This window comes from Pseudomonas sp. R3-52-08 (assembly GCF_003851745.1).
GTDB lineage: Bacteria > Pseudomonadota > Gammaproteobacteria > Pseudomonadales > Pseudomonadaceae > Aquipseudomonas.
The window spans coordinates 2,357,765-2,370,082 of record NZ_CP027730.1; the positions used below are offsets into that span (position 1 = coordinate 2,357,765).

The following is a 12,318-nucleotide window of genomic DNA, read 5'->3' on the forward strand; positions in this document are numbered from 1 at the left end:
AAACAGAGGCTAGAATTCCGGACACATCGGACGTTTCGTTCCGCAATTCAAGGCGCAGAACTCAAGGAGAGTGCGTGGACAACCTCAGCGGAATCTCGGTTTTCGTGCAGGTTGCCGAAACTCGCAGCTTTGTAGCCGCGGGCCGGCAATTGGGCGTGTCATCGTCGGCGATTGGCAAAAGCATCGCGCGCCTGGAACAGCGCCTGGGCGTCAGGCTGTTTCATCGCAGCACCCGCAGCATCAACCTGACGGCGGAGGGCATGCTGTTCCTGAACCGCTGCCGGCGCGTGCTCAATGAGCTGGAGGCGGCGGAACTTGAGCTGTCGAACACCAGCAGCGAGCCACGTGGCACGCTGCGCGTGAGCCTGCCCTTGGCCGGGCAGTTCTTGTTCACGTTGTTATCCAGCTTTGCCAAGCGATACCCGGACATTCATCTGGAACTGGATTTCAGCGACCGACTGGTGGATGTCGTGGAGGAGGGCTTTGATGCGGTGGTCAGGACCGGTGAGTTGAATGACTCCCGTCTAGTGGCGCGACGCTTGGGTGCTTTCCGTTTCCTGCTGGTGGGCGCCCCGACCTATTTCCAGAACCAGGGTGCGCCCCTGGATGCCGGCGACTTGAGCAACCATGACTGTTTGCTGTACCGGGTGCCATCCACCGGCAAGCTCGAGCGCTGGCCGCTACCGGACAAAGCTCACAACGGCGCGCAGGACCTGCGGGCCGTGCTGATCAGCAACAACATCGACATGCTCTTCAACGCCGCCATGGAGGGGCGAGGCATTGCATGCCTGCCGGAATTTGCCGTGAAGGATGCTCTGGAGGCTGGAGCATTGCAGGCCGTACTGACTGAAGAGGTCACCCGCACCATTCACTTCAGCGTGCTGTGGCCGCCAAACCGCTTCATCACGCCCAAGCTGCGCTGTTTTGTGGATTTCATCTCCTTGCATATGTGAGTGTGCGAGTGGCGTCGAATGCGGGCGGGCGCATTGATGAAGTCGCCGGCGTATTTTCTCGGTCGCTCACTGTAGCAACCCGATAGGGCACAGCAGTTCGAAGTGCTGGGTAAAGTCGACACACACATCTGTCGCTATACGCCGAGGCCTTCATGCTGACCCGTTGTTTTATCCCTCTTCTATTACTTGTTGCACCCTTTATTGCCGGACAATCCCATGGCAGAGATCTGGCGCAAGGACTGACCGATCAGGGCCCGTCCGCAGCCTTGCAGAACCACGACCAGCGGTATGGGCTGTGGTCCGGAATTGGCCTGATGAAAAATGCAATCGGCCAAAGTTGCAATGCGGTACTCCTGGACACCCGTGACCGGCAGAATAAAGCCGTCGGCCCGGCTTATGTATTGACCAGTGGGCATTGCGTGTATTTCAGCTATGGCACGGCCGCGATCAACCAAGCCATAGAGGCGAACATCACGTTCAATTATTTCCACGACACGCCCGCGCAACACCGCAGTTTTCTGATTAAAAAGGCGCATTGGAGCAGTATGGTCGGTACTGATCTGGCGATTCTTGAGCTCGATACGTCACTGGCCGCGCTCGTTGCAAAGGGCATCGTGCCACTCAAGCTCGCAGCTCATCAGCAGGCAGGAGAACGAGAGGTAATAAATGTCGGATCCCCGAGCGGGTTTCGCGAAAAAGGCTTGCGTATGAGTGCGTGCAAGGAAACGGCAACGAACAGCTTTGTCGAACATCCCGGTGTATTTCCTGGCGCCACCAAAAATCGTTGCCGTAGCCCGATGCTGGACCGGCGTACCAACGAAATCACCGGTATTGTCAGTAAGGTCGCGGCTGTCATCAAAAAGGACATCCTCAGCAACTGTCAGAACACCTCCGCGTGTGAAGCGGCCAAATTCAACTACAGCTATCCAGCCAACGACCTTCATCATTGTTTTGTCGATGGCCGGTTCTTGAATAACACGCTGAACTGCCAGCTAAAATCCGTCGAACTTGTCCTTGAAGAACCCTGGAAGCTCAATCCCTATGTGCATTTGCAGCAGGGCGCCACGGGGCTGAGTGTTCGACCCACCTGGAATATCAGGTTCTCGATCCTTGATCCCTTCTATCGATTCAAGTCCGTGCGCGACGTCAAGGAGTGCCGATTCCCCAACGGCTATTACAGCGCCGTCGCCTCGGCAGAGGGTTACATCAATCAAGAAATCGGACCGGCGTTGGGTCCCCATGTGTTGTGCATCATCGGGATACAAAGCCGCAGCGAACCGCTGACGCCGGCGCTGCTTCACAATGTTTTCACACACGCCGTCTTCTTGACCGCCCCAACGCCCGCACCTCAGATCAGCCTGAACTACAACGTCAACTGGGACGACCAACACACAGACTTCACCCAACATTACTTCTATGTCGATACTTCCCAAGGGGCTTTGTGCCAAGACATCGATGATGTCCGCTATGCATTTGCCAACGGCAGCGCTACTTATGAAATATCACAGCTTCCCATTACGTTGTGCAGCTACGCACGCAATTCTGCTGGCCAACCGTCCGCCGTGCGTACGGATGTGATCGAAATATCAAGGTATCTTCCTACCACGCAAATGCTGGAGCCGTCAGCGTCGCTGCGATAAGACCTCATCCGAACCGGCTACATTCCTGTCGCCAGTTCGCAATGAGGCAGGCGTATCAGCAACGGGTTCTCATCGAACTCAAACCCGTTGCCTCAAAGCCCTGTAGCGCTTTACTTGAGGGTGACGTCAAGCATCGGTGGGATGTAACCGTAGTCATATTCGGCGACTACGAATGTTTGCTGCCCCTTGATCTTGATGCCCACCGTTGGTGCCTCGGTGCCGCCGATACGCATCGTTGTCCCGCTTTCGCCGGTAGGTACGCTGTCGATAAAGGAAGTCACCAGGCCGTTGGGCATCACGCAGTGGGAGTAGGTCTGGAAGGGCTGGGACGACGGGTTGCCCAGCACCAGGCCGGAACCGTTCAAGGGCACGTAAGGGCCGAACAGCGAGTCTGCGACAAAACCGTACACCCCGTCTGGCCCGGTTACCCCGTCGGCATAGGTGAAGGTGTGGCTGATGGTGAACAGGTAGTACTTGCCGTCCTGGAACACGAAGTGCGGACGTTCGGTCTGGTCATTGACGCCGACTGCGGTCAGCAGCGGCGGCAGCATTTCCCAGTCGTCTCCATCCTCATCACGGGCCACAGCGATACCGACACAAGCCGTCTGGAAGCGCGAGTTGCCGACGTCTTCATAGCCCGGCGGCACATCGCCGATTTCCGCCTTACCCACTGTGTGCGAGCCACGCTCGCCAGCCACGTTGCCCTCGAACAGCATGTACAGCTTGCCGTCCTTCGGGTCGCGGAACGGCCACGGATCGCGGAACCCCCAGAACGCATTCTGCGCTTCGGTCTGGTACATCTTGCCGTCGGCCTCGAACAGCGGCTTGACCTTCTCGAAGCCCACCAGGCTGACGCCATGCTCGGTGGTCACCACGCGGCCACGCACCTTGACGATGGTCGCGCCTGGCGTGACTGCGGTGTAGTACAGGTCCACTTCACCCTGTTCGTTCAACAGGATCGGCGTGCCAGCCCATTCGCGGACGGTGGGCGAAACCCCTTCAGCCATGACCCGGCCGCCGAGTTTCCAGTCCTTGCCGGTGCGGGAAAACCAGTAGTACATCTTTGCCCGACCATGGCGATCGTTCCAGTCGCGGGTGATGTCGTAGTTGCCATTCTGATCGAGGTATTGCGGGTCGGTCGGGTGGCGGTCTGCGGTCAGGGTGAAGATCACCGACCAACCATCGACGGAGGTGATGTTGCCGTCGATATCACGCAGCGGCATGGTGTCCCAGATAAACACCTTGTCGCTCAGTACCGGGAAGTCGGCACTCACCAGTGGCTGGGTGGTGGTGGGGTCGTCTGCGCGGACTTTCAGCGCATCGGCGCGGGTCCACAGGCTGGGTTGATGGGGCGTTTTGCCAAATTTCGCGGTGATGCTTTTCATAAGGTAAACCTCGTCCATGAAGGTAGATAAATACTGTATTCATATACAGTGATTTGACTTTAGAAGACTCTATCCTTCGGGTCAAGGACAAAAATGCATTTATGCATAATTAAGTTTTTTCGGTGAGCTGATACGTTTCATCTTGAGGCTTTTACGGAAGTTAGGCGCTGTGTAGGCGCGTCTGCGCTGTACCGGCCCTCGGTTTGAATGGACGACGCAGAGAAGCGCTGCACTTGCCACTCACATGAGCCAACGCTCATGCTCAGCGTTTTCCAACCACTCGCCGGACACCCGCCCATGAGAGACCTGCCGCCGACCGCCACACTGCGCGCGTTTGAAGTTGCCACCCGGCACCCGACCTTTACGGCGGCCGCGCAGGAACTGCATGTCACCCAGAGCGCGGTCAGCCATCAGCTCAGGCATCTGGAGGCGTTGTGGGGGCTGCAGTTGTTCGAACGCGGCAAGGCATTACGCCTCACGGCGGCAGGGGCCACGCTGGCGCCTATCGTGCGGGAGTTCTTCATGAGCCTGGAGGCGACCCTCGGCGATCTGCGCGAGCAAAAAGGCAGGGTGCGCCTGAGCGTCAGCGCCACCTACTCCTTCGCGTTGAAATGGCTGCTGCCACGCTTGCCGAACCTGGCTCGCCAGCACCCCGAGCTTTTGGTGTCGCTGCACACCACGGACGACATCATCCACTTCTCCGGCAACCAGGCCGATGTTGCGATCCGGCTGGGCAAGGGCAATTACCCGGGGCTGCATACAGAGTTCTTGTTTGGCGAGCAGGTGTTTCCGGTGGCCAGCCCCGAATTGCTTCGGCGTATGGGTACACCGCGCGACCCGGAAGAACTGTTGCAGTTTCCGCTGCTGATCCGCGACGGCGCCGAGCTGGCGCCGAAATGGGAGGTCTGGTTTGACAGTGTCGGGCTGGCCTTTTCGCCGCTCAAGGAAAGCGTCAGGTTTGGCGACACCAACATGACGGTCGAGGCCGCCTTGCTCGGCCATGGCGTGGCGTTGGTGCGCAGTCGGCATGTGGAGAACGAAATCAGCGATGGGCGCCTGGTGCGGCTGTTCGATGTGCCGTTCCCATCGCCGCTGGCCTACTATTTCGTGTGCCCCAAGGGCATCGAAGCGCAGCCGCATATCGTCAACTTTCGCCGTTGGTTGAGCAGTGAGGCGCTGAAAGTGCAATGAGCCGGGTCTGAGGATTTGCTCATGCTGCGATGAAGAGACTTCGCTGAAGGCAGGGCGTTGGATTGCTAGGATGGCGCATGCCTATTCATTTGATCTGCCTGGTGCTTTTCGCCGCGCTGCTGCATGCCAGTTGGAACGCACTGCTGCGTGGCGGTGCCGATCGACTCTGGTCTATGACGGTGATGTGCATCGCCATCGCCATCACCTGCGTCGTCGCCGCTGCGTTCCTGGTGCCGCCCGCTATTGAAAGCTGGGGCTATGCGCTGCTGTCGGCATTGCTGCATGTGGGCTACAACCTGTTTCTGGTGCGCAGTTACCGGGTCGGTGACCTCGGGCAGATCTACCCGATATCCCGTGGCTCGTCGCCGGTGCTGATCACGCTTGGAGCTGCCGTCTTCGCCGGCGAAAGCATCACCCCCGGCGAGCTGTTCGGTATTGCGCTGGTATCCGGCGGGATTATTTCCCTGGCGTTCCGAGGCCGCAGGCTGTCGGTGCCCAGCTTGCCCTATGCGCTGGGCACTGGCTGCTTCATCGCCGCCTATAGCGTGGTTGACGGCATTGGCGCCAGGCTCTCCGGCGCGCCGCTCGGCTACACGGTGTGGATGTGCGCGTTGTGGGGCGTGCTGATGCCAGTGGTGTACATCGGCCTGCGCGACGCCCGCAGCTTGTTCCGCGTGCGGCCCGGCATTTTGACCGCGGTGGTCGGCGGGCTGGTCTCGTTGCTCGCCTATGGGATTGTCATCTACGCCATGAACGAAGCGCCGTTGGGGGCGGTGTCGGCATTGCGCGAAACCAGTGTGTTGTTTGCGGCATTGATTGGTTACCTGTTCCTCGGCGAGACGCTCACGGCACGGCGGGTCCTGGCGTGCGCAGTGATCGCCAGTGGCATTCTCATAATCGGTTGACAGGGCTGACGGCTCAGGAGGTTATTTCAATGGTTAACGTCTCGCAGGCACCGCTTATTCTGATAACCGGTGGCAGTCGCGGAGTGGGCGCAGCCACCGCCCGGCTGGCTGCTGCAAGAGGCTACGATGTCGCGATCAGCTACGTGGCCAATGAGCCTGCGGCCCTGGCGGTAGTGGCGCAAGTCGAAGCATTCGGGCGCCGAGCCTTGGCCATGCAGGCCGACAGTGCGGACCCGGCACAGGTCGCCGAGTTGTTCAGCGCCATCGACCGTACGTTCGGGCGAATCGATGTACTGGTCAATAACGCCGGGGTACTGGCGACTCAGTCACGCCTGGAAGACCTGGGGTTCGAACGCATGCAGCGCATCTTTGCGGTCAATGCCATAGGGCCGATCCTCTGTGCCCAGCAGGCGGTGAAGCGCATGGCTTACCGGCATAACGGTCCGGGCGGCGTGGTGATCAATGTTTCTTCGGCATCGGCGCGCCTCGGCAGCCCTGGCGAATACGTGGACTATGCGGCGTCAAAGGGCGCCCTGGAGACGTTTACCATCGGCTTGGCCAAGGAGGTTGCGCGGGAGGGCATACGCGTTAACGGTGTTCGCCCAGGGCATATCTATACCGACATGCACGCCAGCGGCGGCGAGCCGGGACGCGTCGATCGCGTCAAGGATTCGATTCCCATGGGCCGTGGCGGTCAGCCGGAGGAAGTGGCACAGGCCATTCTATGGCTGGCCAGCGCAGAGGCATCGTTCGTTACGGGTGCGTTCCTTGATGTGACGGGGGGTAAATAAAAAAGCCTGCCTATGTTTTGCTCGCACTTTCCTGAGTTGCAGCAACACGCCAGCGCAACAACTAGTCAGTGACAGTTGTTAACTAAATTAGTGTGCGCAGACGAACTAACGATGCATGGCCTGACATACGGATCGTTGTGTGCGCGCCGACAGGGAAGTTCAAACGATCGGCGCAATGAACGGCAATTGCGTGAATTGAAGGGGCAGCGAGGCTGCCCCTTCCACTCTCACTCAAGAGCCCGACTTCCGGCCGCCGCCATGGCTGTTCTGCCCGCCTTTACGGCCCGCCTCGGACGCTTTGTCACGGTCATTGGCGAAGTTGCCGCCCGACGTTTGGCCGCCTTTTTTCCCTGCTTCGGATGCTTTTTCGCGATCGTTGGCAAAGTTGCCTGGGTTTTTATTGCCTGTAGTCATGACAGTTCTCCAGTCGCTAAGTTAGCGTTTCGTTAGTTGCCCGTTATGGCAGCGGGCATCTATTCCGATAGCGACGCCAGCAGAAATGTTTTACTGATTTTTATAACAGGCGACGAACGGCAGATAAGCCGGGAAAGTTGTACAAGTTCGCCGTCTTAACGCCGCTTCGTATAAGTTTTGCCCGTTGCTGCATGCCGGCAATAACAGCGCTCACGCCATTCGTCTTTTTCGTTGCACTTGAACTCCATGGGCCGGCTCAAACGAGGTTCCCCCTCTTTGTGAACTGGAGATTTTTTGCCATGAACCATGACCCATCCAACTCACAGCACCGACCGGTTGAACCGCTCGATAAGCCGAATGACGATGGTTGCGTGATCGGCACCGCCGGACGTGACGAAGACCCAAACGCAACCACTGACTGGGACCACCCCGACAGCCATGCGACCGCTGTCGAGGCCACCGTGACGCCGCCTAACGGCACGCCCGGGATCGACACCGTTCCAGAAGCGGATGATGCCAGCTGAGCAGCAGCGCCGCCGTTTCGCTTGTTGTGCAACGGTTAACCGCTCGTCGTGATGCGCAAATTAATTTTGAAATTTTTCACGCGCCGCTCGCTTCCCATGAAAGGTAGGCGCGCATTCCCAAGATGCCGCCACTTTCAGTAAGCCTGAGGAGATTTGTTGATGTTCCTACATAACAAGCGACTTCAATACACCGTACGTGTGGCCGAGCCCAACCCGGGTCTGGCGAACCTTTTGCTCGAGCAATTTGGCGGAGCTCAAGGTGAGTTGGCGGCCGCATCCCGTTATTTCACCCAGGCCTTGGCTGAGGACGATCCAGGGCGCAAAGACCTGTTGATGGACATCGCCACCGAAGAACTCAGCCACCTGGAGATCGTCGGCTCGATCATTGTGATGCTCAACAAGGGCGCCAAGGGCCGAATGGCCGAAGGCGTGGAGGAGGAGGGCGAGTTGTATCGCTCACTCAACGGCGCCGGCAATGATTCCCACATCACCAGCCTGTTGTACGGTGCGGGGGCGCCGCTGATCAACTCGGCCGGGGTGCCCTGGACAGCGGCTTACATCGACACCATCGGTGAGCCCACGGCGGATATGCGCTCCAATATCGCCGCCGAAGCACGCGCCAAAATCGTTTATGAACGGCTGATGAACGTCACCGACGATCCAGGCGTGAAAGATGCCCTCGGGTTCCTGATGACCCGTGAAATTGCGCATCAGATGTCCTTTGAAAAGGCTCTGCATTCAATTCAACCGAATTTCCCCCAAGGCAAGTTGCCAGGCAAGCCGGAGTTCACTCAGGTGTACTACAACATGTCCCAGGGCGCGGAAGACCTGCGTGGTCCTTGGAACCAGGGCGATGAATGGGAGTTCGTGGAGAGCCCGCAACCTGCGGTCGATGGCGGGGATGGCACGGCCAGCGTGCAGTTGGACGCTGACGACGAAGCAGTGCTGAGCGCGATGAAAATTCGTACGGCCTCCGACCCTACCAGCGACCCCACCACCGGCGCTGACCTGGGCTCGGGCCTTCAGCCCAAGCCTGATCTTTGATGCGCGGCAGCCGCACGCCCAGAGGCGTGCGGCTTTTTTATTGGCTTGAAGAGGAGTAACGAGATGGCAACCCCACAGGAAAACCTGCTCGACTGGCTACGCGACGCCCATGCCATGGAGCAACAGGCCGAAAAAATGCTCAAGGCACAATCCGAGCGCCTGGAACATTACCCTAAGCTCAAGGCCCGGATCGACGAGCATATTCAGGAAACTCTCGGCCAGCAGGCGCTCATTGATGAATGCCTGGCGCGCCTGGGCGGCAGCGCGTCGACCTTGAAAGACATGGGCGGCAAATTGATGGCGTTCGGGCAGGCGGTTGGTGGCTCACTGATGAGTGACGAGGTGATCAAGGGCGCGATGGCCGGTTATGTGTTCGAAAATATGGAGATTGCCAGCTACACGGCGCTTATAGCGGCCGCGAAAGTAGCCGGAGACGCCGAGACACAAGCGGCCTGCGAAAAGATCCTGCCCCAGGAAATTGCAATGGCCGAGTGGCTGCTCGAGCATCTGCCCGAGCTCACCCAGGCATTTCTGGAGCGCTCTGCAGCGCCCGACACAGAGGCCAAACGCTGAGATTGCGCGCGGCGCCCCGTCGGCGCCGCGCGTGATTGGGCGCAGCCTCGCACTCCGCTGCATTTTCACGGTCAATGGATCACGCACCACTTATCTGGAGGTGAACCGTGGACACAAAGAAAAAGCCCACAGTCGGCGCTGAGGCGTTGGCGGTGCTGTCTTCCGACCGTAAAGATCTGTTCTTCGCCGCCATGCAAGCCAGCCACAGTGCAATGATCGTGACCGACCCCGCGCAGCCCGACAACCCGATCATCTTCGCCAACCCGGCGTTTCTTGCGCTGACCGGGTTTGAGCATGACGAGGTCATCGGACGCAATTGCCGGTTGCTGCAAGGGCCAGAAACCGACAAGAGTGCTCTGCGGCAGGTGCAGCGTGCGCTTGAGGGCCACCATGAGGCCTGTGTCGAGGTGCTTAATTACCGCAAGGACGGCTCGACCTTCTGGAATGAGATATTCATCTCGCCGTTGTTCAACGAGCGCGGCCAACTGGTGTACTTTTTTGCCTCCCAGCTGGACGTGAGCCGGCGGCACGACGCGGAACTGCGCGTGCGCCGCGTCCAGGACCTTGAAGCGCTGGGGCAACTGACGGGTGGCATCGCTCATGACTTCAATAACCTGCTGCAGGTGATGGTCGGGTACCTGGAGCTGATCCAGCAGAGCGCCAAGCGCCCCGGCAGCGACCCGCAGCGCATCGTCAACAGTGCCAGCCGTGCCCGGGCGGCCGCTGAAAAAGCGCAAACCCTGACCCAGCAATTGCTGGCGTTTTCGCGCAAGCAGCGGCTCGACAGCCGTGTGATCAATCTGAACAGCGTGTTGAGTCGGCCCGACTTCAGGAGCGTACTGCATGACGTCGAGCTGCACATAGAACTCGCCGACGATCTGTGGAACTGCTGCATTGACCCTGCCCAGGCAGAGCTGGCGGTGCGACACCTCCTGTCGAATGCCCAGGATGCATTGCAAGGGTGCAGCGAGCCAGCAGTGACGGTTAAAACCCGCAACGTCCAGGTGCCGGGCGAGGTCGGTGCTGAACGCGATGGCCTGGCTGAGGGCCGCTACGTCAGCATCTCGGTGTCGGATAATGGCAGCGGCATCGCCGAGGGTATTCAGGATAAAGTCATGCAGCCGTTCTTCACCACCAAGGAAGAAGGCAAGGGCTCGGGTCTGGGACTGTCGATGGTGTATGGCTTCGTCAAGCAATCGGGCGGCACGGCGCGGATCCATTCCTATCCCGGTGTCGGTACCACCATACGTCTGTACTTTCCGGCCGATGATAGTCAGCCCTGGGTCGAGCAAACATCCGCCACCGCCTCACTGCAGGGCCACGAGAACATCCTGATCGTGGAGGACCGGCCCGACGTGGCCGAGTTGGCCCAAGTGATCCTGTCTGACTACGGTTACCGGACCGGCATCGCGCACACCGCCGCCGAAGCATTGAGCATGCTCCAGAGCGTCCCGTATGACCTGGTGTTCAGTGACTTGATCATGCCGGGCGCGATGAATGGGGCGGTACTCGCGCGTGAAGTATCGCGCTTGTATCCGCACATCAGGATCCTGCTCACGACCGGCTATGCAAAAGACGCATTGGAGCGCGCGGAAATACAGGTGCATGAATTCGAGCTGATTCAAAAGCCCTATCAACCCACGGACCTGCCTCGAAAAATCCGCGCGGTGCTGGATGCCGGATCTACGGGGACAGCCGACACGGTTAGCGGAGTACTGCCAGCGACAGGTTGAGTACCAGCACCAGCAGAATCGAGCATCCAAATACCCTGCGCGCCCAGGCGGGCGGGTCCGTCAGGCGCGTGGCGCTGGCAGCGAGCGCCATCCAGTAACCGCAGAACCCGAGCATCAGCGCGAAGTACACGGCGTTCATCTGCGCAACCACGCCCAGCGCCATGGTGCTGGCGAGGAATGCCAGCATGTACGCGTGTATCTGTCGGTGGGCCTCGGGCAGGCTCAGCAGGGGCAGGCGCGCGGCGCGAAAGTCCTCGCGACGCATCACGGTGATGGCATGGGAGTGAGGCATCTGCCAACAGCAGAACACCAGCACCAGCAGCATCGCCGTGGCGTCGAACCGACCGCTTACCGCGCAATACCCGATCACCGGCGGCATTGCCCCGGAAAGGCTGCCAATCAGGGTTGCCCAGTGGGAGCGCCGCTTCAGCCAGTAGGTATAAACGCCTGCATAAACGACCAGCCCAACCAGTGCCAGGGTGCAGGCCAGCATATTGCTGCCAGCCCACAGCAAACCGAAGCCGGTGACACCCAGGGCGATGGCGTAGCTGACGGCGGCGGGCACGCTGATGGCGCGCAGTGCCAGCGCGCGGTGGCAGGTACGCACCATGCGTCGGTCGATATCCCGGTCGGCACAATTGTTGATGACACAGCCGCAGCCGATCACCAGTGCGGTGCCAATCAGGGTGGCCAGCAAGTGGGCGGGATTCGCCAGATGGCCGCTGCCCGCGAGGAAGTAGCCCCCCAGCACCGACGCGAGATTGCCGAAAATAATCCCCGGCTTGGTCAGTTGAACCCCTACATTGAACAGCCCCAGCCAGTGTTTCAGTGCGCCAGCATGTTGTGATGAATACTGTTCATGATCCATAGCGAAAGTCCTACCAGCAGAAGGATGATGACCGTCGAGAAAATCAGCGCAATCAGGTTCCAGCGTTGCTCCTCGGCGGTATCCAGATGCAGGAAGAACTTCAAGTGGACCACGATTTGTATCGCGCCCAGCGCCACCACCAGCCAGGCGGTGGTGGTGCGTGGCAGTGACGGGAACATCACCATGGCGAACGGGATCAGGGTGAGCAGCACCGACACCAGGAAGCCGACCAGGTAGGAGCGGCTGCTGCCATGGCTGCTACCTGCGCTGCTGTGAACCGAACTTTGTTTGTACATG

At 59.5% G+C, this 12,318-nt stretch carries 13 protein-coding genes; 9 read left to right on the forward strand and 4 right to left on the reverse strand.

The window, feature by feature from the left end; translation table 11 throughout:
• Positions 1–74 precede the first annotated feature (74 nt).
• Positions 75–953, forward strand: coding sequence for a LysR family transcriptional regulator (locus C4J91_RS10975; protein WP_124362324.1), 879 nt, complete (start codon positions 75–77; stop codon positions 951–953).
• A 152-nt stretch (positions 954–1,105) separates the two neighbouring features.
• Positions 1,106–2,593 (forward strand): serine protease, encoded by a 1,488-nt coding sequence (locus C4J91_RS10980; RefSeq protein ID WP_124362325.1) that lies wholly within the window; start codon positions 1,106–1,108, stop codon positions 2,591–2,593.
• A 110-nt stretch (positions 2,594–2,703) separates the two neighbouring features.
• On the opposite strand, the gene C4J91_RS10985 is transcribed toward C4J91_RS10980, so the two are convergent.
• Positions 2,704–3,978, reverse strand: coding sequence for a glycoside hydrolase family 68 protein (locus C4J91_RS10985; RefSeq protein ID WP_124362326.1), 1,275 nt, complete (start codon positions 3,976–3,978; stop codon positions 2,704–2,706).
• A gap of 297 nt (positions 3,979–4,275) precedes the next feature.
• Between C4J91_RS10985 and gcvA the strand changes: the two genes are divergently transcribed.
• From gcvA to C4J91_RS11000, 3 genes are all read left to right on the forward strand, one after another.
• Complete coding sequence (gene gcvA, locus C4J91_RS10990) at positions 4,276–5,169, forward strand: transcriptional regulator GcvA (protein ID WP_124362327.1); 894 nt, start codon at positions 4,276–4,278, stop codon at positions 5,167–5,169.
• A gap of 77 nt (positions 5,170–5,246) precedes the next feature.
• Complete coding sequence (locus C4J91_RS10995) at positions 5,247–6,074, forward strand: DMT family transporter (protein WP_124362328.1); 828 nt, start codon at positions 5,247–5,249, stop codon at positions 6,072–6,074.
• A gap of 29 nt (positions 6,075–6,103) precedes the next feature.
• Positions 6,104–6,865, forward strand: a complete 762-nt coding sequence (locus C4J91_RS11000; protein ID WP_124362329.1) for an SDR family oxidoreductase — start codon at positions 6,104–6,106, stop codon at positions 6,863–6,865.
• A gap of 231 nt (positions 6,866–7,096) precedes the next feature.
• On the opposite strand, the gene C4J91_RS11005 is transcribed toward C4J91_RS11000, so the two are convergent.
• Entirely contained in the window at positions 7,097–7,279 is a 183-nt protein-coding gene (locus C4J91_RS11005) for a general stress protein (RefSeq protein ID WP_124362330.1), read from the reverse strand.
• 299 nt (positions 7,280–7,578) lie between these two features.
• Between C4J91_RS11005 and C4J91_RS11010 the strand changes: the two genes are divergently transcribed.
• From C4J91_RS11010 to C4J91_RS11025, 4 genes are all read left to right on the forward strand, one after another.
• On the forward strand, positions 7,579–7,803 hold the full coding sequence (locus tag C4J91_RS11010) for a hypothetical protein (RefSeq protein WP_124362331.1): 225 nt from the start codon (positions 7,579–7,581) through the stop codon (positions 7,801–7,803).
• A 159-nt stretch (positions 7,804–7,962) separates the two neighbouring features.
• Positions 7,963–8,847 (forward strand): manganese catalase family protein, encoded by an 885-nt coding sequence (locus tag C4J91_RS11015; RefSeq protein ID WP_124362332.1) that lies wholly within the window; start codon positions 7,963–7,965, stop codon positions 8,845–8,847.
• Between the two features lie 63 nt (positions 8,848–8,910).
• Complete coding sequence (locus C4J91_RS11020; protein WP_124362333.1) at positions 8,911–9,420, forward strand: ferritin-like domain-containing protein; 510 nt, start codon at positions 8,911–8,913, stop codon at positions 9,418–9,420.
• Between the two features lie 107 nt (positions 9,421–9,527).
• Positions 9,528–11,153 carry a histidine kinase famiy protein gene (locus C4J91_RS11025; RefSeq protein WP_124362334.1) on the forward strand — a complete coding sequence of 542 codons (1,626 nt, stop codon included), beginning with the start codon at positions 9,528–9,530 and terminating at the stop codon, positions 11,151–11,153.
• Here C4J91_RS11025 and cyoE read toward each other — a convergent pair.
• Together cyoE and cyoD are read right to left on the reverse strand one after the other, a co-directional pair.
• Complete coding sequence (cyoE, locus tag C4J91_RS11030) at positions 11,125–12,021, reverse strand: heme o synthase (RefSeq protein ID WP_124362335.1); 897 nt, start codon at positions 12,019–12,021, stop codon at positions 11,125–11,127. The genes C4J91_RS11025 and cyoE overlap by 29 nt on opposite strands.
• Positions 11,979–12,317, reverse strand: coding sequence for a cytochrome o ubiquinol oxidase subunit IV (gene cyoD, locus C4J91_RS11035; RefSeq protein WP_124362336.1), 339 nt, complete (start codon positions 12,315–12,317; stop codon positions 11,979–11,981). The genes cyoE and cyoD overlap by 43 nt, the downstream gene beginning before the upstream one ends.
• Between the last annotated feature and the right edge of the window lies 1 nt (position 12,318).

Excerpts from the sequence above, each read along its gene's own strand:
- C4J91_RS10980 (WP_124362325.1), top strand. The coding sequence starts at position 1,106 with ATGCTGACCCGTTGTTTTATCCCTCTTCTATTACTTGTTGCACCCTTT.
- C4J91_RS10985 (WP_124362326.1), bottom strand. The coding sequence starts at position 3,978 with ATGAAAAGCATCACCGCGAAATTTGGCAAAACGCCCCATCAACCCAGC.
- gcvA (WP_124362327.1), top strand. The coding sequence starts at position 4,276 with ATGAGAGACCTGCCGCCGACCGCCACACTGCGCGCGTTTGAAGTTGCC.
- C4J91_RS10995 (WP_124362328.1), top strand. The coding sequence starts at position 5,247 with ATGCCTATTCATTTGATCTGCCTGGTGCTTTTCGCCGCGCTGCTGCAT.
- C4J91_RS11000 (WP_124362329.1), top strand. The coding sequence starts at position 6,104 with ATGGTTAACGTCTCGCAGGCACCGCTTATTCTGATAACCGGTGGCAGT.
- C4J91_RS11005 (WP_124362330.1), bottom strand. The coding sequence starts at position 7,279 with ATGACTACAGGCAATAAAAACCCAGGCAACTTTGCCAACGATCGCGAA.
- C4J91_RS11010 (WP_124362331.1), top strand. The coding sequence starts at position 7,579 with ATGAACCATGACCCATCCAACTCACAGCACCGACCGGTTGAACCGCTC.
- C4J91_RS11015 (WP_124362332.1), top strand. The coding sequence starts at position 7,963 with ATGTTCCTACATAACAAGCGACTTCAATACACCGTACGTGTGGCCGAG.
- C4J91_RS11020 (WP_124362333.1), top strand. The coding sequence starts at position 8,911 with ATGGCAACCCCACAGGAAAACCTGCTCGACTGGCTACGCGACGCCCAT.
- cyoE (WP_124362335.1), bottom strand. The coding sequence starts at position 12,021 with ATGGATCATGAACAGTATTCATCACAACATGCTGGCGCACTGAAACAC.
- cyoD (WP_124362336.1), bottom strand. The coding sequence starts at position 12,317 with ATGTACAAACAAAGTTCGGTTCACAGCAGCGCAGGTAGCAGCCATGGC.